22 protein-coding genes, 2 tRNA genes and 2 pseudogenes are annotated in these 26,948 nt (G+C 35.9%); 17 read left to right on the top strand and 9 right to left on the bottom strand.

What is annotated here, in order from left to right:
• Positions 1 to 101: 101 nt before the first annotated feature.
• A pseudogene (terL, locus tag OPR28_RS04855) lies at positions 102 to 1,562 on the top strand (phage terminase large subunit).
• Between the two features lie 343 nt (positions 1,563 to 1,905).
• Here terL and OPR28_RS04850 read toward each other — a convergent pair.
• Positions 1,906 to 2,931 (bottom strand): LD-carboxypeptidase, encoded by a 1,026-nt coding sequence (locus tag OPR28_RS04850; protein ID WP_265023612.1) that lies wholly within the window; start codon positions 2,929 to 2,931, stop codon positions 1,906 to 1,908.
• Positions 2,931 to 3,548 carry a lipoyl(octanoyl) transferase LipB gene (gene lipB / locus OPR28_RS04845; protein WP_141456645.1) on the bottom strand — a complete coding sequence of 206 codons (618 nt, stop codon included), beginning with the start codon at positions 3,546 to 3,548 and terminating at the stop codon, positions 2,931 to 2,933. Before lipB ends, OPR28_RS04850 begins: the two co-directional genes overlap by 1 nt.
• A gap of 251 nt (positions 3,549 to 3,799) precedes the next feature.
• Here lipB and OPR28_RS04840 point away from each other — a divergent pair, with 251 nt between their 5' ends.
• From OPR28_RS04840 to OPR28_RS04830, 3 genes are all read left to right on the top strand, one after another.
• Positions 3,800 to 4,033: a DUF6290 family protein gene (locus tag OPR28_RS04840; RefSeq protein ID WP_010081986.1), complete on the top strand. Its 234-nt coding sequence runs from the start codon at positions 3,800 to 3,802 to the stop codon at positions 4,031 to 4,033.
• Complete coding sequence (locus OPR28_RS04835; RefSeq protein WP_080717643.1) at positions 4,009 to 4,272, top strand: type II toxin-antitoxin system RelE family toxin; 264 nt, start codon at positions 4,009 to 4,011, stop codon at positions 4,270 to 4,272. The genes OPR28_RS04840 and OPR28_RS04835 overlap by 25 nt, the downstream gene beginning before the upstream one ends.
• A 235-nt stretch (positions 4,273 to 4,507) precedes the next feature.
• Positions 4,508 to 5,701, top strand: coding sequence for a phage portal protein (locus OPR28_RS04830; protein WP_265023611.1), 1,194 nt, complete (start codon positions 4,508 to 4,510; stop codon positions 5,699 to 5,701).
• 54 nt (positions 5,702 to 5,755) lie between these two features.
• Here OPR28_RS04830 and OPR28_RS04825 read toward each other — a convergent pair whose 3' ends face one another.
• Positions 5,756 to 8,308 (bottom strand): AsmA-like C-terminal region-containing protein, encoded by a 2,553-nt coding sequence (locus tag OPR28_RS04825; protein WP_265023610.1) that lies wholly within the window; start codon positions 8,306 to 8,308, stop codon positions 5,756 to 5,758.
• Between the two features lie 3 nt (positions 8,309 to 8,311).
• Entirely contained in the window at positions 8,312 to 9,799 is a 1,488-nt protein-coding gene (gene murJ, locus OPR28_RS04820; protein ID WP_265023609.1) for a murein biosynthesis integral membrane protein MurJ, read from the bottom strand.
• Between the two features lie 150 nt (positions 9,800 to 9,949).
• Here murJ and OPR28_RS04815 point away from each other — a divergent pair.
• The 8 genes and pseudogenes from OPR28_RS04815 to OPR28_RS07155 all read left to right on the top strand — a co-directional run bounded on the left by OPR28_RS04815 (position 9,950) and on the right by OPR28_RS07155 (position 17,604).
• Positions 9,950 to 10,025, top strand: a tRNA-His gene (locus OPR28_RS04815).
• A 187-nt stretch (positions 10,026 to 10,212) separates the two neighbouring features.
• Entirely contained in the window at positions 10,213 to 12,135 is a 1,923-nt protein-coding gene (mnmG, locus tag OPR28_RS04810; RefSeq protein WP_264705894.1) for a tRNA uridine-5-carboxymethylaminomethyl(34) synthesis enzyme MnmG, read from the top strand.
• An 8-nt stretch (positions 12,136 to 12,143) separates the two neighbouring features.
• Positions 12,144 to 13,811 carry an aminopeptidase P family protein gene (locus OPR28_RS04805; RefSeq protein ID WP_265023608.1) on the top strand — a complete coding sequence of 556 codons (1,668 nt, stop codon included), beginning with the start codon at positions 12,144 to 12,146 and terminating at the stop codon, positions 13,809 to 13,811.
• Between the two features lie 121 nt (positions 13,812 to 13,932).
• Positions 13,933 to 14,298: a hypothetical protein gene (locus OPR28_RS04800; protein ID WP_064125381.1), complete on the top strand. Its 366-nt coding sequence runs from the start codon at positions 13,933 to 13,935 to the stop codon at positions 14,296 to 14,298.
• Positions 14,299 to 14,433: 135 nt separating this feature from the next.
• Positions 14,434 to 14,625 (top strand): hypothetical protein, encoded by a 192-nt coding sequence (locus OPR28_RS04795; protein ID WP_265023607.1) that lies wholly within the window; start codon positions 14,434 to 14,436, stop codon positions 14,623 to 14,625.
• 195 nt (positions 14,626 to 14,820) lie between these two features.
• Positions 14,821 to 15,465 (top strand): alpha/beta hydrolase, encoded by a 645-nt coding sequence (locus OPR28_RS04790; protein ID WP_015589325.1) that lies wholly within the window; start codon positions 14,821 to 14,823, stop codon positions 15,463 to 15,465.
• A gap of 5 nt (positions 15,466 to 15,470) precedes the next feature.
• Entirely contained in the window at positions 15,471 to 16,286 is an 816-nt protein-coding gene (locus OPR28_RS04785; RefSeq protein ID WP_265023606.1) for an SDR family oxidoreductase, read from the top strand.
• A gap of 232 nt (positions 16,287 to 16,518) precedes the next feature.
• A pseudogene (locus OPR28_RS07155) lies at positions 16,519 to 17,604 on the top strand (IS3 family transposase).
• On the opposite strand, the gene OPR28_RS04760 reads toward OPR28_RS07155, so the two are convergent.
• Positions 17,562 to 17,687 (bottom strand): hypothetical protein, encoded by a 126-nt coding sequence (locus tag OPR28_RS04760; RefSeq protein ID WP_265023605.1) that lies wholly within the window; start codon positions 17,685 to 17,687, stop codon positions 17,562 to 17,564. The pseudogene OPR28_RS07155 and the gene OPR28_RS04760 sit on opposite strands and share 43 nt — an antisense overlap.
• A gap of 117 nt (positions 17,688 to 17,804) precedes the next feature.
• On the opposite strand from OPR28_RS04760, the gene polA reads away from it, so the two are divergent.
• Together polA and OPR28_RS04750 are read left to right on the top strand one after the other, a co-directional pair.
• A complete protein-coding gene (gene polA, locus OPR28_RS04755; RefSeq protein WP_265023604.1) occupies positions 17,805 to 20,381 on the top strand; it encodes a DNA polymerase I in 2,577 nt (858 codons plus the stop codon).
• A gap of 49 nt (positions 20,382 to 20,430) precedes the next feature.
• A complete protein-coding gene (locus OPR28_RS04750) occupies positions 20,431 to 21,474 on the top strand; it encodes a hypothetical protein (RefSeq protein WP_265023603.1) in 1,044 nt (347 codons plus the stop codon).
• Positions 21,475 to 21,494: 20 nt separating this feature from the next.
• Here OPR28_RS04750 and OPR28_RS04745 read toward each other — a convergent pair whose 3' ends face one another.
• From OPR28_RS04745 to OPR28_RS04730, 4 genes are all read right to left on the bottom strand, one after another.
• Positions 21,495 to 22,274 (bottom strand): exodeoxyribonuclease III, encoded by a 780-nt coding sequence (locus OPR28_RS04745; RefSeq protein ID WP_006279450.1) that lies wholly within the window; start codon positions 22,272 to 22,274, stop codon positions 21,495 to 21,497.
• Positions 22,274 to 22,981 carry a uroporphyrinogen-III synthase gene (locus OPR28_RS04740; RefSeq protein WP_265023602.1) on the bottom strand — a complete coding sequence of 236 codons (708 nt, stop codon included), beginning with the start codon at positions 22,979 to 22,981 and terminating at the stop codon, positions 22,274 to 22,276. Before OPR28_RS04740 ends, OPR28_RS04745 begins: the two co-directional genes overlap by 1 nt.
• 253 nt (positions 22,982 to 23,234) lie before the next feature.
• Positions 23,235 to 23,732 carry a hypothetical protein gene (locus OPR28_RS04735; protein WP_265023601.1) on the bottom strand — a complete coding sequence of 166 codons (498 nt, stop codon included), beginning with the start codon at positions 23,730 to 23,732 and terminating at the stop codon, positions 23,235 to 23,237.
• A gap of 70 nt (positions 23,733 to 23,802) precedes the next feature.
• A tRNA-Leu gene (locus OPR28_RS04730) sits at positions 23,803 to 23,887 on the bottom strand.
• A 62-nt stretch (positions 23,888 to 23,949) separates the two neighbouring features.
• Here OPR28_RS04730 and tldD point away from each other — a divergent pair.
• The 3 genes from tldD to OPR28_RS04715 all read left to right on the top strand — a co-directional run bounded on the left by tldD (position 23,950) and on the right by OPR28_RS04715 (position 26,902).
• Positions 23,950 to 25,368 (top strand): metalloprotease TldD, encoded by a 1,419-nt coding sequence (gene tldD, locus OPR28_RS04725; RefSeq protein ID WP_010962974.1) that lies wholly within the window; start codon positions 23,950 to 23,952, stop codon positions 25,366 to 25,368.
• Positions 25,369 to 25,423: 55 nt separating this feature from the next.
• Positions 25,424 to 25,564, top strand: a complete 141-nt coding sequence (locus tag OPR28_RS04720; RefSeq protein WP_156517969.1) for a hypothetical protein — start codon at positions 25,424 to 25,426, stop codon at positions 25,562 to 25,564.
• A gap of 90 nt (positions 25,565 to 25,654) precedes the next feature.
• Complete coding sequence (locus tag OPR28_RS04715; protein WP_265023600.1) at positions 25,655 to 26,902, top strand: IscS subfamily cysteine desulfurase; 1,248 nt, start codon at positions 25,655 to 25,657, stop codon at positions 26,900 to 26,902.
• The last annotated feature ends 46 nt before the right edge of the window (positions 26,903 to 26,948 follow it).

Raw genomic sequence — 26,948 nt, 5'->3', positions numbered from 1 at the left:
TGTTAAGAGATACCGCGGCGGTATGACGGTTAAGTAGGGTGTCATTCCAGTGCTCCTTTTTTTGTCATCCCAGCGTCACGCGCTGGTTTCAACATTATATCATGAACTTTCTAAAATTCATTGAGTTATGCTTTCAAACGGTAGTGCCGGGGTGTGAGTATAATAATTATCGGTACATAAAAGTCATAGCAGATAGGCTGGAAGCGGCGAGCGCTGGTGAAGTGAAACGAATAATATTCAATATGCCTCCGCGTTCGATGAAGTCCATGTGCGTGAGTGTTGCGTGGCCTGCATGGATACTGGGAAATCAGCCAACTGCAAGAATAATAGTTGCAAGTTACTCTCGGCTGCTCAGCGAAAAGCACTCGCTCGACACCAGGTGCGTGATGCAGTCTAGTTGGTATAGAGCGCTATTTCCAGAAGTAGAACTATCCAAAGACCAGAATACTAAATATAAATTTCAAACAGTGCAGAGAGGATACAGAATTGCAACATCAGTTGGAGGAACATTAACCGGTGAAGGTGGAGATTTCATCATCGTGGACGATCCGCTCAGTTCTGCTCAAGCTTTGAGTGAAACGTTTAGAAAGCGTGCTACAAACTGGTTTGACCAGACTTTAGTAACCAGGCTCAACGATAGAAAAAAAGGAGTCATCGTTCTTGTGATGCACAGGCTACACCAGGAGGACTTAACCGGGCACCTTCTCTCCAAACCGAAAAACATATGGAACCATACTTGTTTACCGATGATTTCTGAAAATAAGGAGATCATTTATTCAATCAAAAAGCCAGCGCCTCCTGTTCCTGTCATCCAAGTAACTATAAATGAGCGCATCGGGTGGCTGTATAATAAACCAGTATCACGCATTGCACCTGCAAGGATTTTATACTCAAGAGAAGAAGGTCAGTTGCTATATCCCCTCTATGGAGGAAAAGAAGAAGTTGAGATGATAAAGGTTGAACTTGGAAGTTACGCTTTTGCTGCACAATATCAACAGAACCCTCTGCCACTTTCAAGTGGTATAATTAAACGAGAGTGGCTGAAGCGCTATAGAAATTTTTCTGATAGTCTCTCATATGTCACTCAGAGCTGGGACACTGCAGTTTCAACAAGCAGCATGAGCAACTTTAGCGTCTGCACCACCTAGACAAAAGTGGGCAATAAATTCTATTTACTCGATGTATATCGCGCAAAGCTTGAGTATCCAAAGCTTAAAGAGCAAGTTCTGTCACTAGCTGCAAGATGGACACCGCACGCAATTTTAATCGAAGCAAAAACAAGTGGTCAGCAATTGGTGCAAGAGCTAAAGACAAACAGTGATTTACCAATTATCGAAATAGTACCACATGATGACAAACTCACTCGATTTTATCAAATTGTTCCGATTATAGAGTCTGGCAAGGTTTTTCTGCCGCACCAAGCAGTATGGCTGAACGATTTTGAGTATGAGATTTTAATGTTTCCTGAAACTCGACACGATGATCAAGTGGATAGTACCGTGCAATATTTGCAGTGGGTGAGAGATAGTAGCTCTAGGGTCGCAGCTTTACGGGCATTGTGATTTAAGCCTACCAGATCCAAGTAGTCAGCTACTTGCATGACACCCTGACAACCGTCATCCCGCTACGTGTTAGCGGGATCTAGAGATACCGCGAATGAATCGCGGTATGACGGTTCGTGGTGGTATGACAGTTCGTGGCGGTATGACGGTTCGCGGTGGCATGACGATAACTTCGTCATTCCGCTATGTGTTAGCGGCTAAGAGATACCGCGGCGGTATGACGGTCTGCGGCGGAATGACGGTTAAGCAATTCGTCATCCCGCTACATGTTAGCGGGATCTCTTGTTAGCGGATGAGATACCGCGAATGAATCGCGGTATGACGGTTAAGTACGTGTTAGCGGCTAAGAGATACTGCGGCGGTATGACGTAGAGCTCGCGTTAGCTATAAGATTAGCTAAATTCTGCACGTCCATAAAAAACAAACCTTCTTTTTCGTCTTGAACGCTAATAATAGCGTGAGTGTTAAAAGGTAAAGGATCATTTGTATGTCCATGGCCTACCCCTTTCATTGTAAATACAGGAAAGTTAACACTTTTTGCAAACCTTTCTTTTACAACTTCAACAAGGTTATCGTTATAGCAGTTAACGAAATCCCCAAAGATTACTGCATGTACTCCATCAAAGATGTGAGCTTGTTTTAGGTGATCTAAACTGCGCTCTATTGCGTATGGGTAGACTCTTATGTCCTCTAAAAATAGAATTTTACCTTTCGCATTTATTTGCCAAACAGTTCCTATACTGTTTTCAACTAAAGTCATATTACCACCGATGATTTTAGACTTTAATCTGCCATCTTTTAGTCTAATGCCATTATTTATCGTCTTTAGGTTATCAAATCTGATAGAATCCCGCTTGTTAAGAATTAACTCTTTCAATTTTTCAACAGAGCTTTCAGAAACGGAGTTATTTACTATCATTTCCAACATGGTGCCGTGAAGAGTTTGCCAATTATATTTAGCTTGTAGATAGATGTGCAAGGCAGTTATATCGCTATAGCCTATGAGGATTTTTTTGTTTTGAGCAATCCTTTCTTTTTTATCATTGGGTAACTTTTCTAGATAGGGAATTAACCGAGAAGCCCCTTCTCCTCCTCTGATACACCAGATTATTTTACTATCACCGGTTAGTGCACTAACCAAATCATTTGCTCTGAATTCATCAGAGTTGGAATAAAATGGATTATCATTACTATATATTTTCTCCGAAATATGGGGATTAAAATCCAAAGCTTCTACATATTCTTTTATAGTAGTCAGATCTAATTCTTTTCCCTTCGAAGAAGGAGCAATAATATCAACTTGGTCGATTGCATGAATACCTGTGTTAGCACATAAAGTGAGAATGAAATATAAAAGGTAAACAATCATTAAAATATCTTATAAAACTCTTTTTTTAGTATATCATCCAATTCAGAGAGTGGAACTTTCACTCCTAGTTCTTCCATTGACGTGACGCCATAATCTTGCAGTCCACAAGGAATAATACCCTTATAATGAGAGAGGTCTGGAAAGACGTTAAGCGCTATGCCATGATAAGTTACCCATTTTCTTAAACGGATACCAAAAGCTGCAATTTTTTTTTCTACTCCGTTATGGTTTACCCAAATACCTATTCTATCTTCTCTAAACTCTCCAAGTATATTAAATTGCTTTAAAACATTTATGATCCACTTACTTAGATCTCTAATATATAGCTTTATATCGCATTTGTTTCTTTTTTTAAGGTTTAACATTAAATATATAATGCGCTGTCCTGGACCATGATATGTGTGTTTACCACCCCTTCCTGTTTTATATATGGGAAATAGTTTTTCAACAATATCATCAGCTGTTGCACTGATTCCTGCAGTATAAAGTGGAGGGTGCTGGAGTAGCCATACCAATTCGTCTGCTGAATTATTGTGAATTTGTTGAATTTTCTCTTCCATGGATTTTACAGCACAGTTATAATCAATAAGCTGATTAGATATTAGCCATTCTGTCATATTCTATTTCTTTTTTTTTAGTATAGCAGTTCGTTTTTTCCTGTTATTCCAGTGTGTGACACTGGGCGCAGCCTTTCTTATTCCTAATATACTTAATACTAACTTCTGTGCTATTTCTCCTTAACAAACATAGTACATGACAAATGTTTAATTATTTGTCAACACAGGTCCTCTTTACGTATAGGCAACTTTTTTTATTGAAAAATTCAGAAAAATGTTGTATAATTATTAGTAGATTTTAGGTAAAATATATGGCAAACTCAAAATTTAGCATAACTTTCAACAACGAAATTTCAGAGTGTCTTGCTGGACTGGCTAAAATAAGAAATAAGTCCATTAAAGAACTAACAGAGAAGCTAATACAAGAAGCAATTGAAAATGAGGAAGATAAAATACTAATTGAGCGTGCTGCTAAACGTAATGTTTCAGGTGTAAAGAAAATTAGAAGTGAGGATGTAGACTGGAATACAATATTATCTTCATAGAAAGCGTTCTTGAGAAAGACCTTCCAGCTCTTCCAAAAACAATAAGATTAAGGATCATAAATGCGATAAATAAGCGCCTTACAGTTGATCCCATTAACCTTGGTGAGCCATTATATTACAGATTTAAAGGACAAAGAAGATTAAGGGTAGGTGATTATCGCGTTATCTATTCCGTAAATATTATAAAATATGAAGTGGTTATCACAGAGATAGGACACAGAAAAGATATTTATAAGTAAGTACATCATATAAATATTAAATATATTTTTACTCCTTCCTGATTCATTTTCTACCTTAGGTGGCTTCGCTCAGCTCAAAAAAAAAGCTCATTCTTTTTGCTACCCCTTATTGTGCCTGCCATTTAACTACTGTGTAGAGATTGCTCTCAAACATAATGTTCGTACGTTAGTATATCCTTCCTGTGACACCAATTGATATAATTCTACCACAAATTCAATTTTTTAGGAGGCATATATGAATCTCAATATTTTTCAAAGAAAAAAAAGCGCAGTATTTACTAAATATTCTGCTTTGCAGCTAATGATGGAGCCAAGTTGGAGTAAGCGTGATTATGTAAGTTTTGCTGAGGAAGGTTACATAAAAAATGTTATTGCCTTTCGAGCAATCAATATGATTGCAAGTGCTGCATCTTCGGTACCTCTTACTCTCTGCCAGCTTACTGAACAGGGAAAATCGCAACTAAAAGCCCATCCATTACTGAAATTACTTTATTCTCCTAATCCAATGACATCAAAATCGGAATTTATTGAGGGGATTGTAACTTATCGGTTAGTTAACGGCAATTCTTATATATTGATGGTTGAGTCACAGAATAGTAGAAAACCACCAACAGAGCTTTATCTTCTGCGCCCAGATAGGATTGAAATTGTTCCAGGGAGAAATAACGTTCCTTATATCTATCGTTATACCATAAATAACAACAGTTATGACTTTAAAGTTGATAAACTAACTGGATGTTCAGCAGTGTTGCACTTAAAGACCTTTAATCCTTTGAATGATTGGTATGGGTTATCACCAATTGAGGCAGCTGCATATAGCATAGATCAACATAATCAGGCGGGTGCTTGGAATCAAGCGATGTTGCAAAATGGGGCAAGACCAAGTGGTGCAATAGTTGTAAAATCAGCAAAAGATGGAAGTGGTGGAAGTTTAAGTCAAGAGCAGTACCAACGCTTAAAAGCGCAGATAAATGATCATTATTCAGGTTCTATAAACGCTGGAAGACCGATATTGCTTGAAGGAGGCTTGGAGTGGAAAGAAATGAGCTTATCGCCAAGGGATATGGATTTTATTGAGTCCAAACACAGCTCAGCTCGTGATATTGCGCTAGCTTTTGGCGTTCCACCGCAATTGCTTGGCATACCGGGTGATAACACTTATAGCAATTTAGTCGAAGCACGCTTATCCCTCTGGGAGCAGACGGTTTTACCAACGCTAGAAAATATTATCTGTCACCTGAATTCTTGGCTGATACCAAGATTTGGTGAAGATCTGTGCTTGTCGTATGACAAAGATGCAATAGAAATTCTCATGGAAAAAAGACAAAAGTTGTGGAAATACGTAGAAAACGCAAGCTTCATGACGCTCAACGAAAAGAGAGAAGCATTTGGCTTGCCACCACTGCCAGGTGGTGATGAGTTAGGTTAAGTTTGTATCCGTTCAGATGAGTTCATTGTCCCCTAAACCGTACGCCTAAGTAAATCAACTATTTTTCTTGCCAACCAGAGCGGTGAAGATTTGGTCTACATCAAAACTCATCTTAGGACGCCAAATAGGGCCATCCAAATGCATATCGATATAGATTGGATTACTATAATTTGGTGGTATGAAAAAGAACCTGAATATAGAATTTAAAGTGAAGTTAGATAAGGTTAAATTAGAAGAGATCGACCCTGATGCTTGATCAATCCCGAACTGTAAACTAGTTGAACATATACCACTCTTAATACTTGCTTTTCCGCTAATATTTTCAAAAAATGTCTTGCCATTATATATATCAACATAAGCAAGTGTGGAAATTTCAGATTTATTCTTACTGCTTAACAAATTAGTGATAAATGAATTAAAATCCACATTAGTAAATTCTATTCCCTGTGCTTGTAAATTTATATCTCCTGATAAGTTACTAGCCCAATCATGAAAACTTTTTCCTTGAGTTTTGATTTCACCATTTAAGCTTACCTGACCATTTACATTGTCAATTCCTATAACCTTACCAATCTTTTTAGTGTCCAAATTTACAATAGAAAACCTTGTATTTATTGAGTCTGATCTTAAATAACCCTGAAAAAACACTTGCCCGCGTTCTAATACGTAACTTGCCTGCCTGATAGTGATAGTGTTGTTTCTCATTACCGCATCCAAATTAAAATCTTTCAAAACATTATGCTCGGTTTTAAATTCTGCAGTATTGATTTGCACATTTGCATCAAAGCCTTCTTTATCATCCAAAAAATCAAGCTGCTTTGTTGACCATTGAATTTGATCTATCTCATTTCTTGAATTTCTTTTTACCTCTACTAAATTTGGTGATTTAAAGATATTTCCATTAAATTTACTGCCCGTAAGGTTAACATCTAATAAAGGTTTGGCGTATTTTTGATCTGCTAATATTTTTGCATTACCGGTAATATCGAAATCTTCTCCAGATAGTTTTATTTTATCTGCAACTAGCTTACCTTTTTCCATTTTTAGCAAAAAATCCAAATTTTTAATTTTCGTATCATTCAATGTAAGGTTATTAACACGGGCCTTTATATTTGCATCATACTGAAAATTTTTCAGCCATTGCATTTTAGGTAAACTGCTAAATAATGAATGATCATATTTATCTGCATCAAGATTATGCATGCTAAATTCACCATTGACCACATTGTGTTTTTTTGTATGGCTTACTCTAATTGACCCTTGCAAGGATTCCTTATTATTTAGCAGTCTAATGTCTGAGATAGATAATATTCTTGGTGCAAGGTGCAGTTTAGAACTTAGTGTAAATTGATTTTTCTGGTTTTCTTTCATCTTTATAGAAGGGAAAAAACATGAAATGAATGACCCAAAATCATTTCCTTCGACTAATAAATCGCCGTTGAATTCAGATAGGACATTATTGTTTGAGATCTCTCCTGATAAGTAAGATATATTATTGATTCCAGGAAATTTAAGAAGCGTATTAACTTTTACTTTGCCATCAGTGGATTTTAGTACAGCACGGAAATTGTCCAATATTTTGTTTTGATATTGAATGTTAGAAGCTTCCATATTAAAATTTAAGCTCAAGTTCTTTGGCACAACTGCTCTAAAACATTCCAGAAGATCCTTCATATTCATTGTTCTTTGTGAATCATTTTGTATGGAATCTAAATCAACTTTACTGAAGCTAATATTGAAATTAGTGTGATTGCCTTTTCTATCATTTTGTATTGTACCGCTGGCTTGCATGCTTTTGGAATCAATTTTTAAGTCAGTTGCCGTAAACTCACTTTCATTAAGACTTATATTGGATGATATCTTGATATTTTCGCTAGGAATAACACAAGAGAGAAAGCTAAGATTAATGATTTTTGCTAAATCACTCGCAAAACCGGAACTATTATTGATCGTTAGTGTTAAATTACCCTGGAGTTCTTCTTGATTTCTATTACCTGTAAATAGCAAATTTACAAAATTTGATTCAACACTAATATATACATTCTTTTTTGTGATATTAACCTTTCCTGAAAAATCGTAATTATTATCACCTACCTTTACTTTACCAGAGAATTGCCTATTTTTTTTTACAGCAACCTCCTTTATGTTAACAATGCTGCTATAATTAGCGAAATCATTCTTAAAACTTACTTGGCTGTCTTTTATTACTAAATCGACTGTGTTACCACTGGCTTTTGTATTTATAATATTAATTAAATTTTCTTTATTGCTTTTCATGCCAAACAATGTGATTGACTTTGGTTGCAACGAAAATAAAAACAACGATAGGAGTGACGGTTTTACCTCAATTTTTCTTACACTAATTAAATCTGACAACTTTTGCTCTTTATTTTCGTTGTATTGTACGTATACATTATAAATAGTGAGCTTTGGGGTAATCAACGAAACTTTAATTTTTCCCCCAATACGCACTTCAGCATCATACGTCCTCTCCAACTCTTTTATAATATATCCCTTGTAGCCACTCCAATCCTTAAAAGTTGCAGCAACATGCATGAGAATTAATAGCAGCGAGATTGATAATATAGCATATAAAGAAAGTCTCATAATTTACACATGCTTAAAGTTTCCCTTAAATATTAAATAGAGAATACCAAAATAAACAATAACACTCAAAGCTATTAAAGTCGCTAAATAAACAATACGAGCCAACATTTTATCAAAAAATAATCCTGCCAACAAAGAATTAAAAATATAAAGGGCTATTGACATGACTGCCGTTGCTACAAAAATTTTCATGACATTTAACAATAACGCTTGGCTAACCTTATACATTTTATTTATTGTTAAATAACTAATTAATAGAATAGAGTTTATCCAAGTGGAAACGGAAGTAGCAATAGCAATCCCCGTATGCTGATACTCGTTCATTAACAAAAGGTTTAGCACTACATTAATTCCAAGACACATTAGCGAAAATATGGTTGGTATTTTCAGATTGCCTTTAGCAAAAAATGTAGGTAGCAATACTTTATTTATAATAAATGCAGGTAAAGAAAGAGAAAATGCTATTAAAGTGGGAACAGTTTGCTGCACTGCATAATGATCAAACCGGCCGTAAGAAAAAAGCGTAAGTAAAATTATGTCGGGAATAATGATAAAGGCAGCAGTTGTTGGCATAATTAACATTAATCCTATGTTGAGAGCCTTGTTCTGTATTTTGACTATATTTTCAGTATTATCCACCTGTTTTGAAATTAAAGGAAGAAGCACTGTACCAATTGCAGTACCGATTATTCCCTGCGGTAGTTGATTTAGTCTATCGGCATAATATATATAGGACACCGCATTTGGTATAAAACTCGCCATGATTGTATCAATCCATAAGCTTATTTGAGTTACACAATTGTTGATAATTGCAGGTATCACACGCTTAAAAAATAACCTTACTTCATTGCTTAATTCAAGGCTAAAAGAAAAAGCTGCCTTTAACTTGTATGCACTAAATAGTATCAAAAGTAGCTGGAAAATTCCTCCTATAAGGACAGCTATAGAAAGGTTGTGCGCTGGAGTTTTTACGTAAGGCACAAACAAACTGATGATTAAACAGAGATTCAAAACGATTGGTGCAATAGCTGTTGAAGCAAAATGCTGCTTTACTTGCAGCATTCCACCAATAAGTGATGCAATTGAAACAAAGATTATGTAGGGCATCATAATTCTTGATAAAGTAACAGTAAGGGTAAACTTACTTTGGTCAAATCCAGGAGCAAAAATTTGAATCATATAAGGGGAGAAAGTTTGCATGATAAGGCAAAAAATTACTAAGATAATAAACGTAATGGATATTACACTACTTGCAAAATTAAATGCCTTTTTATTATCATATGATTCTGTCGAATATAATGGTATGAATGAGGTAGTGAACGCTCCTTCTGCAAAAAATGCTCGAAATAGATTGGCAAAACGAAACGAAGAAAAAAATATGTCTGCAAGAGAGTTCGCACCAATAACCGTAGCAATCAATACATCTCTTATTAACCCTGAGATCCTTGAAATAGCCGTAAAAAAACTAAATGTGAAAATACTTTTAAACATACCACTACTTCATTAGTGTCAATACAATTAACTATAATGGTAAAAGTATCAATGAAAATATTTATTGGCTAAACTTAAAACCCTCTGCAAAAGGAGAGTTAAATAATCAATTGACTATTTGCGCTCTTATGTTAGAAATTTTATATCTTGGCGGGCGTAGCTCAGTTGGTAGAGCGTCAGTTTGTGGTACTGAATGTCGCCAGTTCGATCCTGGTCGCTCGCCCCACTAAAACCCGATAATTTGAAAAACCGTCATCCCGCTGCTTGTTAGCGGGATCTAGAGATACCGTGACGGTATGACGTGAGTTAGCTATACATTGGCCACTGATGATTGAAATAGTTAATTACTGTAAAATTTGACATTAACCGCTAATAGTTAGAATATTAGTAGAGTAAGAATTACTCAAGAAGGCATGCATAAATATGATGTAGTAGTAGTAGGTGGTGGTCATGCAGGGTGCGAAGCTGCTGCTGCTGCAGCTCGCCTTGGTGCAAACACGCTGCTTATAACTCATAAAATTTCAACTATAGGGGAAATGTCCTGCAATCCAGCAATCGGAGGAGTTGCAAAGGGCGTTGTAGTCAGGGAAGTTGACGCTCTTGATGGAATAATGGGAAGAGCAATCGATCAAGCAAGTATACACTCAGTCATTTTAAATAGCAGCAGAGGTGCAGCAGTATGGGGCCCGCGTGCACAGGCAGACCGAAAATTATACAAGCAAGCAATACAGGAAATTATTCTAAATTATAATAATTTGACGGTAAAAGAAGAGTCGGTTGACGATTTTCTTATAGAGAGTAATAACAATGGAGAATTGTGCATTAAAGCTGTAATAACAAGCTCAGGGGAGCATATACTGACAAGTAAAGTCGTTCTAACTACAGGGACTTTTCTGCGGGGTGTGATTCATATAGGAGAGCAGGTAACTCCTTCAGGGAGAATGGGAGATAAGCCTGCCGTAGAACTTGCAAATACGTTGAAGAAATATAATTTTAAATTAGGTAGATTGCGTACCGGAACTCCGCCAAGGCTTGATCGTGGCACTATAAACTGGTCAATATTGCAAGAACAAGTGGGTGATAATCCACCTGTGCCGTTTTCTTACTTAACAGAAAAAATTAATCAACCTCAGGTATCATGCTTTATTACCCATACTAATGAAAACACGCATAAAATAATTAGAGAGAATCTGCACAGGTCAGCTTCTTCGTATTTGGATGATATTATAGCACCAAGATACTGCCCATCCATTGAAACTAAGGTTAAAAAATTCGCAGAAAAAAGTAGTCATCAAATATTTTTAGAACCAGAGGGCTTGAATGATGATACTATATACCCGAACGGAATTTCAAATTCATTGCCTATTGAAGTGCAGTGTGAAATGATAAAGAGTATCAAGGGACTTGAAAATGCAGAAATACTAAGACCTGGATATGCAGTTGAGTATGACTATATTGATCCACGAGAACTAAGCCATACTCTTGAAACTAAGAAAATTAAAGGCCTATATTTTGCTGGCCAAATTAATGGCACTACTGGATATGAAGAAGCAGCAGGGCAAGGAATTATTGCCGGAATTAATGCAGCACTCTCTGCATCTGAAAAAAAAGAAAGCTTTGTTCTTCATCGCACAGACTCATATATCGGCGTAATGATAGATGATCTAGTCACCAAAGGGGTGATCGAACCTTATAGATTATTTACCTCACGTGCAGAATATAGGCTAGCTATCAGGTCAGACAATGCAGATAGAAGATTAACACAAAAAGGTTATGATATTTCCCTTGTTTCGCATGAGAGATACTCCGTTTTACAGAATAAACTTGAATCCATTAAGCAGCTTGAAGAGGAGTTAGGGAGTCTGACGATTACTCCTGAGCAGCTTAGGTCTTATGGTATCAAAATATCTTATGATGGGATAAGAAAAACGGCACTAGATTTACTTAGCTATCCAAACATCGACTGGAATAAATTACAAGAAATATGGCCGGAGTTAAGCAGCATCACGCGCTGGGATGGCACCGCAATGGGTAGCATAACTAAGAATGAAATATGCGAAGCGGTTGAAATTGAAGCAAAATACAAACCTTATCTAATAAGACAAGAAGCGGATATGAAGTTTTTACGAGAGGAAATTAACACTCAAATTCCAATTGATTTTAACTATTCACAAGTTAAAGGCCTGTCAAGTGAAGTAATAGAAAAGTTGCAGACGATAAAACCAGCGACGATTGGCATTGCAAAGCAAATACAAGGCATCACTCCTGCAGCGATAGTGAGCATATTAGTGTATTTGAGAAACAGGAAAACGAAAGTGGCTGCTAATTTTGTATGAGGTGTTCTATGTCAAAAATCGAAGAATTTCGTTCTTTTATGCACGAGATAAACGTTGATGCATTTATGTTGCATACTAAAGATGAATATTTAAATGAGTATTCAGAGGAGCTAACAAAGCTGTGTGGCTTTACAGGAACAAATGGGCTACTTATCGTTACAAAAGACAACAAGTGCCCATTTTTTACGGATGGACGCTATATCACACAAGCTCGCAATCAGCTCGATCGGGGCAATTTTCAAGTATATAATATACAAGAAGAGGATCCACGCGAATGGATAAAAGCAAACTTAACATCGACTGCCTCACTAGGTTATTATTTGCAATATTTTACCATAGAAGATATAAGAAAGTATGAGAATATCTGTAAATTAATACTCTGTTTAGCTGGAAAAAAAAGTGACTGTCGAAAACAAGCAGTGGTTTTACATTCTATTGAATATGCTGGTGAAAGTAGTAAGGACAAATGTGAAAAAATAGCTAAAAGCATAGATAAAGAAGCTGAAGTAGTGCTTTTAACTGATCCAAATTCAATTTCGTGGTTATTAAATTTAAGAAATGAAAATGCTAAATATACTCCATGTATATTGGGCCGTGCTATATTGTATAAAAGCGGTAATGTTGGTTTGTTTATTCAAGATAAAGAACATTCAACTATAGAAGCAAATTTAGGCAATCATATAAATATTTTTGATATTAGTGAGCTAGAAAATTCGCTGCACAAGCTAAATTCAATAGTCATGGATCCAAGCACAACTCCAATGAGTATCATGGCTGTAATAAAAGATAAACAGGTAGCTGAGAGAGAAGATCCTTGTCTAATTTATAAAGCAGCAAAAAACCAAACTGAAATAGCTGGGGCTATAAATGCGCATATCAGAGATGGAGTGGCAGTTACAAATTTTCTATATTGGCTTGAAAATAATGTTGGTACAGAACTTGAAGCTGAAGAAAAGATTTTAGAATACAGAAAAGAGCAGAATTTGTTTAAGCAACTAAGTTTTCCAATAATTTCAGCATTTAATGAGAATGGGGCAATAATTCACTATCGTGCAAGCAGTAAGACGAATAAAGTAATTCAGAAAGATGGACTGTATTTGATTGACTCTGGTGGCCAGTACCTTGACGGCACAACTGATGTGACAAGAACTGTAGCAATTGGCAATCCAACTGATGAACAAATAACCCACTATACAATAGTACTCAAAGCTCACATTGCTATAGCAAGTGTCATCTTTCCTCCTGGCACTACTGGTGGAGAATTGGATATATTAGCACGTACGCATTTATGGAAATTTGGAATGGACTATATGCATGGTACAGGGCATGGAGTAGGAAGTTACCTATCAGTACACGAAGGACCACAAGCAATATCAAAAAGTAATAAAGTGAAACTCACGCCAGGGATGATACTTTCCAACGAACCTGGCTATTACATTCCGGGAGAGTATGGAATAAGAATTGAAAATCTGATATATGTTGACAGGCAAGAAAACGGCTTCTTAAACTTTAAACAACTGACCTCTATTCCATATGATAGAAGACTAATAAATGTGCAAATGCTTACTAAGGATGAAATTGAATGGATAAATGGCTACCATCAATTTGTCTATAAAAACTTAGAAAATAGCGTAAAAGATAAGGAATGGTTAAAGAAGGTATGTGACCCTTTATAAGCAAAGGAGCATTTTTTATTATTTAAAAAGTATTAATGCAATTGTGACAGGTATTTTGTATTGTTTTTAATTTTAAAATAATATATAATAAAGAACACGTATTTTTAGGTAGGTTATAATTATGATAGACAAAGGGCAAGAAGATGAATTTATGAAGCAGTATATGGATACTTGCAAAGAGCAAATAGAAAAATTAGCCAAGGATCCTGAATTGCTTAATCAGACTTTAAAACCATTTATGCAAATGTCTCAGCAGCTTATGGCTGGCGGTATGTTAGAAGGGGCTATGCCTGGCATGATACCTGATTTGGGCAGTATGGATGTTAACAAGATGATTGCTCAGATGAAGGAAATGATTGACTACATAAGAGGTAACTATAAGGAACTAATGAAAGAGCACAGCTCGCAGATTCAAGAGCTTGATGAATCCAGTAAAAAGCTAAGAGGCTTAGTTAAAAAATTGATAGAAAAGATCGAAAGTAAGTAAATAACATCTGGATTTCTGTCATTCTATATACAACTTTCTAGTTGGACGGTAAGTCGAGGTCAATTATTGATGCCATGAAAGTAGCTGACACTGGTTCCTTTATGACGGCAGTGCCCAGAGGTGTCATTCCAGTGCTTGACACTGGAATCCAGGAAACTTAACTTTACACCAGGTAATAAGAACTGGATCCCAGTGTCAAGCACTGGAATGACAGCAATCCTACGTCATACCGCGATTCATTCCATAGCTGTACGAACATTGTCTAGCAGGAGGGTGTCATCCCAGCGCCCCTATGATGTCATCCCAGTGCTTGACACTGGGATCTAGAAAAATTGATTGTGCACTATGCAACATTTTCGATCAAAAGCTGGATTCCAGTGTCAGCTACTTTCATCTGCCACGCGAATTGCCTGCAAATTGCAATGTTCATACAGTTATGAGCTAGTGTACATAATTGCACATGGGTTTTTACAAATTTGAAAATTAGTGTTAAATAAAAATATAAATGCAAAAGGAAAAGAAATGATTGAACTTAAAGGCCCAGAAATTTGTGCAGGCGGAAATAAGAAAAATTTGATTATTTTTTTACATGGTTGGGGCTCAAGTGGCGATAATTTCATTCACCTTGCTAAAGTTATGAGCAAGTTTTTACTGGGTTCATATTTTGCAGTACCCAATGCTCCGTTTGAAAGAGAAATAGGTGATGGTTATCAGTGGTTCAGCTTGGAAGATCGTAGTGAGGAAGCGCTATATAATGGAGTAAAAAATGCTACATCAATTGTAAATCATTTCATTGATACAAAATTAAAGGAGCTTAATTTAAAAGATACGCAACTTTCTTTAGTTGGATTTTCTCAAGGAGCAATGCTTGCAATACATACAGCTCTCACCCGCTCTCAATCCTGTGCATCAGTTGTTGCATACTCTGGTAGATTTCTTTCACCTTCAAAAACTGCACCAGAGATCAAGTCAAAACCTAACATATGTGTTATCCATGGTGATGCTGACGACGTGGTACCTTTTTCGTCCCTCGACTTAGCGGTTAAAGCTCTGAAAGAAAATGGAGTAAATGTTGAAGGACACCCAATTCATGCATTAGGGCATATTATTAATGAAGAGGGAATAAAATTAGGAGTAGAATTTATCAAGAAGAATTTTAAAAATTAATTTTCATGCACTTGTTTTGCTTTGGTTATGGATATGTAGCTAAATTTTTATCGAAAAAATTACTGAACTTAGGTTGGAAAGTCAGTGGCACATCAAGAAGTAAAGATATACAAAATGTAATCCTCTTTAATTATGAGAAGGTTAGCCAAGATCTGCTTAAAAGCGCAACGCACGTTTTAATTTCTATTCCTCCAGATGGTGATGATGTTGTGGAGAGATACGGTGATTGCCTGCAAAATGTTAAATGGTTTGGTTATTTGTCTGCAACTAGCGTCTATGGTGATCACTCTGGTAATTGGGTGGATGAGGAATCTGAAACAAGACCTATAGAAATCAGAGGAGAAAAGCGCCTTAAATCTGAAAAGAAGTGGCTAAATAGCAAACTGCCTGTACATATTTTTCGTTTAGCTGGAATATACGGTCCTGGTAGGAACGTGTTAATTGACTTGCAGCTTGGCAAAGCAAGAAATGTGAAAAAAGAAGGGCATTTTTTTTCTCGTATTCACGTTGAAGATATATCGAATATTTTATTTTCTTCCATGCAAAACATAAAACCTGGTGAAATATACAATTGTGCAGACGATTTACCCACTACACAATCTGAAGTGGTAATATATGCGACCAAACTTCTCAATGTTAGCCCTCCAGAACCAATTGAGGCTTCTTCCCTACCAGATTATGCACAGAGTTTTTATTTAGGATCAAAAAAAGTAAGTAATGTTAAAATTAAAAAAGATCTTAATGTCTCTCTAATTTACCCTAACTACAAGGTGGGATTAGAAAGTTTGCATGTAAAAAAAACTGAAATCACATCAGAATGATAGATAGGCTTATTGTCACTGCCATTAAGTTAAGGAAAGAATGGTTAAAAACTGAACTAAAAAGTCAGAAATAATTAAGGATTTATGACAAATGCTGAAACAGAATAGAGTAAACTTTAAAGCAGATAAACTCTGAAGTGTAAATTACTTAAGAAATAGTGACCTTACCAAGAAAAAGTGGAGAGAAAGAAAAGAGTTTTTTTGGGTAAAATAAAATTTTGGAGGATTAGAAATGGTAAGAGAATATACAGCAGAATTCAAATTGGAAGCTGTTAAGCTGGCAAATGAACAAAGAAAGGTAGGTCAACCAGTTGCAAAAGTAGCAAGAGATCTAGGAATAAGGGATAGTGTATTAGGAAAATGGATGAAGAAATATAACGAAAAAAAGTCAGCGGCAAATGCATTTCCAGATGTAGCACCTTATGACAAAGAGAGATTTGATTTACAGAAAGAGTTAGCAAAAGTAACAAGAGAAAGAGACATTTTAAAAAAAGCCCTGGCCAGTCAAAAAGAGTAAAATATTTTTTTATATAGTAACTGCTATAAAGTACAGGAATTATGTAGGATTTTCTGCTAGTGGCTACTATAAGTGGACCACAAGAAAAATAAGCAGTAGAGAATCAGCAAATAAAGAGCTACTCGAAGCTATTCAAAAAATATATCAAGTTTCTAAATGTAGATATGGAGCTCCTAAAATTCATGCTGAATTGAAGGCTTTGGGTAAAAGTTGCAATTTGAAAACGGTGCAAAGTATTATGCAGAAAAATGACATCAGGGCTATACTGAGAAGAAAGTTTAAAATTAAAAAACAACAAACAGATAATAGAGCTGTAGCTCCCAATATACTAGATCAAAACTTTATTGTTGATCAACCAAATAAAGTATGGGATTACTTACATCAAAACCAAGGAGGGATGGCTATATTTGGCAGCAATAATTCTCACGTATGGTAGTTAATGAGTAGTGCAATAAATAAACAATTGGTTATGAACTCTTTATTAATGGCCATTAATAGGCGTAAACCTGTTAAAAATCTACTGCTGCACAGTGACCAAGGTTCACAATATACTGCGCAAGGGTATCAATATCTCTTAGCTGTAAAGAATATAGATGAGTAATAAAGGCTGTTGTTACGACAATTCTGTTGCAGAAAGCTTCTTTAGCTCATTGAAAAGAGAAATACTTATTGATACTTCACAACACTCTGCTCAACAAACTAGAACTGCAATATTTGAATACATAGAAATTTTTTATAACAAACAACGTCACTATTAACTATTGCATTCCTGAGCATTTTGATTCATCATTCTCTTTGTGAAAAACATTCCAAACTTTCTCTCCACTTTTTCTGGGTAAGGTCAAATTTCTTCTACTAGGTTTTGATATTACATATGTGTACATCCCCATCATGAATGCTATTTTCGGTAAAATCTCTTACAACGCTCAAAAGCAGAAAAACAAAAACTTGATTTTCTCAGCTAAATAGTGGACCATCAAAAGCACGTATAAATATCTACAATGAAAGAAAAAACTTTCACAATCATCGATGGCTATGGTTTTCTTTTTAGAGCTTACTATGTACTACCTCACTTAATTACCACAACAGGAATGCCAATAGGTGGTGTATATGGCTTTCTGAATATGGTTCTTAAGTACATTGCCCATTCGGACTACTTAACTATAGCACTTGATGCAGGGAAAAAGAATTTTAGGCACAATTTATATCCTGAGTACAAAGCGAATAGAGTAACGCCTCCTGAGGATCTAACTCCACAGTTCACCATACTGAGGGAAGCTGTAGAAGCTTTTAACCTCAGCTATGAAGAAATTGAAGGTTATGAAGCAGATGACATAATCGCAACACTAGCTGCAAAATATGCCAACCACCAAGACTTTAAAGTGGTAATCGTTTCATCAGATAAAGATTTATTTCAACTCTTGAACCACAATATTTTAATATTCGACCCCATTAAAAATATATACATAGATGAAAAACAAATAGTAGAAAAATTTGGTGTAAATTCAAACAAGCTTCTTGATTTATTTTCTCTAACTGGTGATGCATCCGATAACATTCCAGGCGTTCCAGGAATAGGCCCAAAAACTGCCACTAAATTATTAGATGAATTTGATTCATTGAATAATATTATAGAGAACATTGATAACATCGAGCAAACGAGGATTCGTAATATTCTTACCGAACATAAGGAAAAAGCATTGATTTCAAGAGAGCTTTTATCACTATGCGAAAAAGTAGACCTTCAACATGATATTGCAAAATATGAAGTCCATTCTCCAAATATGGAGAAACTATTATCCTTTTTAAAGAAGTATGAATTCAATTCCTTAATAGGTAAAATGGAAAAGCTTTTTTCTTACAAAGGATCCAGCACAGAAGAAAAAATAGAGTATAGTAGTGAAGAGTTAGAGAAATTTTTAGAGCATTGTAGATATGAAGGCAGAATTGCAATTCATTACCACCTTGAAAACAATGTATTAAGTCTATCTTATAGCGAAAGTAATATTTTTTATATAGGGCAAGACAGCATACAAGATGCACTCATTATAATTAACTTAACTTTGCTCTCAAATGGGGTGCTTAAAATAATACATAACATTAAAGAGATCAGGAAAATCTTTCCTGCAGTAGAGAAGATTCTAGATTCAGTTGATGATTTGATGATAATGTCGTATAGCTTGGATACAGGAAAGCATGATCACAGTATTCCAAACATAGTTGCGCATAATTTGAGTGAAAATGCAGAAATTCTCTCGGCAAAAACTTTAATAGCAATTCATGAAAAGCTAAAGCAAAGGTTATTTCAGGAAAAATTGTTCACAATTTACGAGCGCTTCGATAAGCCACTTATGAAAGTAATATTTGATATGGAGAAAAATGGGATATTACTGAACATACAAAAATTACAGGAGCTGTCCGATAAATTTCAGCAGGTAATTGCCGTGCTTGAAGATGAGATATATAATTTGGCAGGAGAAAGATTTAATATTGCTTCGCCAAAACAATTAAGTGATGTTTTGTTCAACAAAATGGGGCTTAATAAAAAGAAAAAGTCAAAAAAATCTGGATCGTATAGCACCAATTATGAAGTTCTAGAGGCACTCGAAGAAGAAGGGGTAGAAATCGCAAGTAAAATCTTAAATTGGCGACATTTAAGTAAATTAAAAGGCACCTACACTGATGCATTAATAAAGCAAGTTGATCCACTTGATGGTAGAATACACACAAGCTTTTCAACGACTGCAACTGCAACTGGAAGGCTGAGCTCCAGCAATCCTAATTTACAGAATATTCCTATCAGAAGCGAAGAGGGAAATCTTATCAGACAAGCATTTATTGCGCCAAAAGGGTATAAGATAATTTCTGCTGACTATTCGCAAATAGAATTAAGACTCCTGGCACACGTTGCAAACGTTGCAGCATTTAAAGAAGCTTTTGCAAACGGACAAGATATTCATGAGATCACCGCAAGGCAAGTTTTTGGAGTGCAAGAAATAGATGAGCAATTAAGACGCAAAGCAAAATCCATCAATTTTGGAATTATATATGGCATTAGCCCATTTGGTCTTGCAAAGCGGCTTGGAATTACCATTGCGGAAGCTGCTGAATACATTAATTACTATTTTTCCTGTTACCCAGAAATAAAGGCCTATATGGAAAAAGCAGTGTCTATCGCAAGATTGCATGGTTATGTAGAAACTTTGTTTGGCAGGAGATGCTTTGTAAGAGACATAAACAATACAATTCCTTATATAAGACAATTTGCAGAAAGGGCAGCAATAAACGCACCACTGCAAGGCACCGCCGCTGATATAATAAAACGTGCGACGATTCAGCTTTTTGACCAATTAAAAGTAGGTAAAATAATCCTCCAGGTTCACGATGAACTACTGGTTGAAGTAGAAGACGAAAAGGTACAAGAAACAGCAAAACTTATGAAAGATATAATGGAAAATGCAATAGAAATTTCTGTACCACTTGAAGTAGAAATAAAAGTTGGCGACAACTGGGGTCTAAATTCCCTTAATTATGACTTAAACATCGTGAATTCTAGGAGTATAAATCATTTGAACTAATACGAAAAATATGTTAGAATAGAACATAGCAAATGCAAATAGGTCAGCCATGACAGGCCCACAAGTAAAAAGTTCAAAACCTCCAAAGTTACCTACTCAGGTAACTAACGAAGATGAGAAAATTTTTGAAAAAGAGGAACATCAGGTAATCCATGATGCCTTTATACAATTGCTAAAAAACAAAGTACAACCTAAAGAATTAAAGGAAGATGACGAGGCAGTACTCGCTTTCATGCTAAGTCAGAATCAAATTATATTCAATAATGTCAAGCTAGAAGATGTAGAACCACTCAGTGAAGAGAATTTTTCTCAGTTTTTACTTTCCGTATTTGAGAAAATTAGAGAGAAAAAATTAGCTAATGAGGAGAATCTCAAGAATGGTAAAATAAAAGAAGTAGTAGATGACTGTGTAGCTGATATACGCGGTACAGAAGCTAAAGATTCATCCATAAAGTTTGTATTGGAAATGCTGCTGCTGCTAATTGGAGGGATCAAAATAGACCCGAAAAATATTTCTGGCTCCTTTATGGATGGGATGAAAGAAAAAATACCATTCTTAGGTAAAGACAAGAAAGAAGAGGATGAACCACCACTCAGTGATGAAGAGATGGTAACAACGTTCTTAAGCAAGATCTTTTTTCCTGTCCTTCTTTCCACTATTCCAATGTTAATTTTTGGTCCTACTACACTCGGAGTAGTTCTTACTGCTATCGGCACAATATTTGCCATAAAAGGAGGAGTGGAGGTTCTTTTTTCAAATAACAAAAAAGGTACTTTGTATGACCCTAGCTCACAAGATAAAGATGATACAGAAAAGAGAGCAAAACTGAATGGAAAAATTCTCGAGGGCATTGATGATATTTTAAAAACCCCAGTTACAGAAGTTGAGAAAGGTACCTCTGTTTCTGAACAAATTTCCCAAGGAAAAGAAAAGAGTGAAAAACAACCTGTTCCTGAGCAAATTTCCCAGAGAAACAACAGGGAAAACGAAAAGAGTGAGCAGCGCGATCAATCTTGGACAGGAAAGGAAAACAAACGAAGGGAAGAACCACAGAGCAGCAAAGGTAAGACTACTCAGGTTTGCCAAAAGTGAATTGTGTAAGAGATCTGCTATTATTCTATAGCACATACAACAGGAGTATGGTCAGACGGATTTTCTAGCTTACGCAATCTATCATCTATGTAGCATGTTTCCAATTTATCTACAGCTTGTGGTGATAACAGCATATAATCTATTCGCATTCCTTGATTATTTCTGAGTGAATTGCCTTGATAATGCCACCAAGTGAATTGTTGCAAATTTGGGTGAGATATTCTAAACGCATCTTTAAACCCAAGATTCAAGATCGCTCTTAACTTCTCACGTTCTCTTATATGAAAGCACACTTGGCCATTCAATAAGTTTGAATCAAAGACATCAATTTCATCCGGTGCAACATTATAATCGCCAGCTATAATAGTTAACTCTTCATTCTTTAACAAAGTGCTCATCCTTTCATATAGATTATCAAAAAACTTGAGTTTATATTCAAATGCTTGAGAGTCCGGGCTTTGACCGTTTGGAACGTATACACTTCCCACCCTTACCTTCTGATTATTGTGCTTTATTATGCACTCTATATAACGCGCTTCTTGATAACCTTCTACGATATCAATCTTAAACTTCTCCAGTATCGGATATTTAGATAAAACACAAACGCCATTTCTTGCAACTTGTCCATAGACAGCACATTCATATCCCAGCTTCTCTATCTCTGCATAAGGAAATTGCTCTTCCATACATTTTATCTCTTGCAGCAAAATTATATCTATCTGACTATCAACTATAAAACTACAAAGTTGGTTAACTCTTTTACGTATGGAGTTTACATTCCAAGTTGCAATCTTTAGCATCAACAATCCTTATTAATTATATCAATTAAACTCTCCCCAGTAGGCAACCTCGATGTTATAATTTTTTTCCATTTGATTAACTTTAAACTATCAGCAATGTTCTTACTCATAGTATATGCAACTGTATTATTCATCACATGAGATAACCCACTTTTTAGAACTAATGAACAAAATATCCTTGCTGTCTGTGAGGAAAAAAAAGCAACACTATCAATTTTACCATCCAATAGTAAATTTTTACACCTATTAGTTAGATTCCTTTTTATAATTGTTTTATAGAGTACAACTTCTCTTACGTTAAAATCTTCTTCAGATAATCTCTTTTTTAGGTCACATGATACTTCTTGTCCTCTTATATATAAGAACTTTATTGCACTTGAATAGTGAGCTTTTATGAATGATATCAGACCATCAACGTTGCTGTCTGCTGAGATTATATCAGAAAATCCCAAATTTTTTGCAGCCTGCATGGTTGAATTACCAACTGTAATAATCGGAAAGTCATCCTCTTTGCATATTTGACTAAAAGCCTTTACACTGTTTTTACTTGTAGATATCACAACGTCAAATTCGTACGCAGATATATCAGGATTTAAGTACTTTATTGTGAATACTGGTTCTATAAAAACTTTGTATCCATACTTTCTCAATATATTTCTTGTATTGAACGAGTCCAATAAAGGCCTCGTTAATAAAATAGACTTCATTCTGATTTATTTCACTACTAGTAAAATAGTACCCTTTATACACAAATTACTGAATAAAAACTTTTATTTTGATAGCTTGAGCAATTATTCAAGTAATTGATGTGGAAGTAGGAGTACTAAGCGCTCCTACCCCAATAAGCCCACAATTTCTGCTTACACTTTTTTGACGCTAATTACATCGAACTCTTTTGAATGGCTTCCTTCAGTGGAATTATATAGCTAATATTCCTGTATAAGTTAAATAAGTTAATACTTAAGCTTGTACTCTTGCAGTATTTGAAGAGAGATTCTCAAGGACGTTTTTTGTCTGTGGTTCACTAATCATAGTTTGAACGATATTAGCTGCCATAATAACACAGCCTAGAATAAAAAAAGGCGTAGAAACAAAATAAATAACAGAAGACTCAAAAAGCGACATAGATGCAATACCTCCTATTAGAAATGAAGCACTGGATGCTATATCAAGATAGATCTTTGTTAACTTTTTTTGTCCTGGAGTGTTTTTTATGCCAGATTTCTTATTAAGATTCTGTTGTCGGGAATGATCATTTAGTGACCATATATTTAAAGCAAACGAAAGTGCACTGAATATAGTGCCGGCAATACTAAAATACAGACTTAAGACAGGAATATTCAAGACCAATGCCGCTATGTATCCAATGAAAGAGATAGTAGATAGTGTAGTAACTAAGCGTTTCGAGTAAGTTCGTACCTTCTTTCTGCAGGCTAACTTATTTTTTTCACTATACATAGCATGAATATTACCTAATATGTTATATTATAACATTAATTAATTCAATAAGCAATATGGAAGCTAAGAGTGCCCGAGAGAAGACTTGAACTTCCACAACTTAAAAAGTTACTAGCACCTGAAGCTAGCGCGTCTACCAATTCCGCCACCCGGGCTTTTTATAGTTTACTATGTTAAAGTTAAATAATATACTTAAACAATTTTTAGTTCAAAGGTAATGCCAAATCTAGATCAAATATTTTTTGCTCAAAACAATGTTAATATTAATAACGTATATAAAATAGTCAATAACGCTTTGAGCAATAGCGATGGTGGTGAGCTGTTTCTAGAATTTTGCCAGTCGGAGTCCCTGGTTTTTGAGGATAACATATTAAAACACATGGACTTGAATACTAGAAGGGGATTTGGTTTAAGGTCTTTTTGTGAAGATAGTACATCTTTCGTTTGTTCTTCTGAGATCAGCGAAAAAGAAATTAGTAATGCTGCTTCTATGGTAAAAAGCTCAGTGTCTTTAAACAAGACAAATTCAATAAATTTAAACGAAGAGACAAAAAGCCTATATTCGAGGATTAACCCTATAAATGAAATGGATCTGAATTCAAAGATTAAGCTACTCAATGAGGTTAATGAGTATGTAAGGTCCAAAAATAACTGCGTGAAGCAAGTAAAAATAACTCTAAGTGGAGAATGGCAAGTTGTACAAATAATAAAGGGTGATCACAGATTAAGCGATATCAGGCCTCTGGTACGTTTTAATGTGCTAGTCATTGTAGAAAAAGATGGCCGTACCGAAAGAGGTTCTGCAGGGCATGGTGGAAGGGACTCTTATAGTAAGTTTATTTCTGAGAAAAAGTGGAAAGAAGTTGCAAACCAAGCGTTAGAACAAGCACTGGTAAATCTTGAAGCAATTCCAACTCCAGCCGGAGAAATGACAGTCGTTTTAGGTCCAGGCTGGCCAGGAATATTGTTACACGAAGCCGTGGGTCATGGACTTGAGGGCGACTTCAATCGCAAAAAAGTTTCAGCATTTTCAAATTCTGTGGGTAAACAAGTAGCAGCTAGTGACATCACAGTAGTTGATGACGGAACTCTGCCCAATTTGCGCGGCTCTATCAGCGTAGACGATGAAGGCACTCCACCCAGTTATAATATATTGATAGAGGATGGGATCCTAAAAGGATACATGCAGGATCATATGAACGCTAAACTCATGGGTGTAAGCCCAACTGGTAATGGTAGAAGAGAAAGTTATAAAGAAGTTATTATGCCGCGCATGACAAACACCTATATGTTGCCCGGAAAGTATACACCGAAGGAAATAATATCTAGCGTAAAGAAAGGTCTATATGCAGTAAATTTCGGTGGTGGGCAGGTTGATATAACGTCAGGAAAATTTGTTTTTTCATCTTCGGAAGCTTACCTAATAGAAAATGGCAAAATTACACAGCCAGTAAAAGGAGCAACACTAATTGGTGATGGTCCAACAGTGTTGAAAAAAGTATCTATGGTTGGTAATGACTTAAAGTTAGATCCTGGTGTTGGCACATGCTCGAAAGATGGACAAAATGTGCCCGTTGGAGTTGGTCAGCCGACACTCAAAGTCGACGCAATAACTGTTGGTGGAACTGAGATATAGATAAGGGCTAAAACGGATTCCAGCGCACGGCGCACAGCTGTACAAACATTGTGATTTGGAAGCAATTGCCACCAGTAGGGTGTCATCCCAGTGTTTGGGCACTGCCTTTGTGTTTGAGGCAAAACTGGCTATAACATTTAACACACTGCTTTCGCAAATAAATGTTCGTACAGTTATGTGTCAGCTACTTGGATGACACTTTTGTACTTGATGCAAGATTATATCTTGAAAAAATTAAGTTTTAATGCTATAAAATAATTGTAAATTTTGTCTCCGTGGTAGCTTTATGAATGTTGAAAGTAAAAAAATACATGATACTAAAATAAAATTACCAATATTTCTTGATTATCAATCTACTACTAAAGTAGATCCCCGTGTTTTAGAGGTGATGATACCTTACTTTGGTGAGTTCAGTAATGCACACTCTCGCAGCCATTCATTTGGTTGGACTGCTGAAGAAGCAGTGGAAAAAGCAAGGAAACATATCGCTGATCTGGTGAACGCAGATAGCAAAGAAATTATCTTTACCTCAGGTGCAACTGAGTCAAATAATACGGCAATCAAGGGCGTTGCTCACTTTTATAAAAATAAAGGAAATCATATAATAACTGTCTGCACGGAGCATAAGTGTGTTCTGGATTCTTGTCGGCATCTGGAAAATGAAGGCTTTAAAGTCACATATTTGCCTGTTAAGCAAAACGGAATTATAGATTTATTAAAGCTTGAGGAAGCAATTACTGATAAAACAATTTTGATTTCAGTAATGATGGTAAATAATGAAATCGGAGTGATTCAGCCTGTAAAGGAGATTGGTGAAATATGCAGGAAGCGTAATATATTTTTCCACACAGATGCAGCTCAAAGCTTTGGAAAAGTTCCAATTGATGTTAATGAGATGTGCATTGATCTTATGAGTCTCTCTAGCCACAAAATTTATGGACCTATGGGAATAGGCGCATTATATGTACGTAGAAAGAATCCTCGTGTTAGGCTGATACCACTAATTAGTGGTGGTGGACAGGAAAGAGGCATGCGCTCTGGAACAGTTCCAACACCTCTTGCAGTTGGTTTTGGTGAAGCGGCACGTATTGCTAAAGAAGAAATGAAAAAAGAAACAACTAGAGTGGAAGAATTAAGGGATATTTTGTATAATAAGATAAAAGAAGCGTTTCCTGATATCGTTTTAAATGGTGATTATGAAAATAGAATTCCTGGCAACCTAAACTTGAGCTTTCCCTATGTTGAGGGTGAGTCTCTCATCATGGCAATCAAGGATTTAGCAGTAAGTTCTGGTTCTGCGTGCACGTCTGCGTCTCTTGAGCCTTCCTATGTCATACGGTCGCTAAATAATGGCCATGACCTTGAGCATTCATCAATTAGATTCGGCCTAGGCCGATTTACAACTAAAGAAGAAGTTTTGTACGCAGCAGATCTTGTTGCTAAAAATGTTGGCCGACTGAGAGAAATGAGCCCACTTTGGGAGATGGTACAAGAAGGAGTAGATTTGAACACCGTGAAATGGGACTCCCATTAAATGTATCCATTCCAATTGCAAATGCACTTTGAAATTACTCTGTACC

Origin of the sequence: Wolbachia endosymbiont (group A) of Epistrophe grossularia (genome assembly GCF_947251435.1) — a bacterium.
GTDB classification, from domain to species: domain Bacteria; phylum Pseudomonadota; class Alphaproteobacteria; order Rickettsiales; family Anaplasmataceae; genus Wolbachia; species Wolbachia pipientis.
This window is presented reverse-complemented; position numbering and strand designations above follow the sequence as displayed.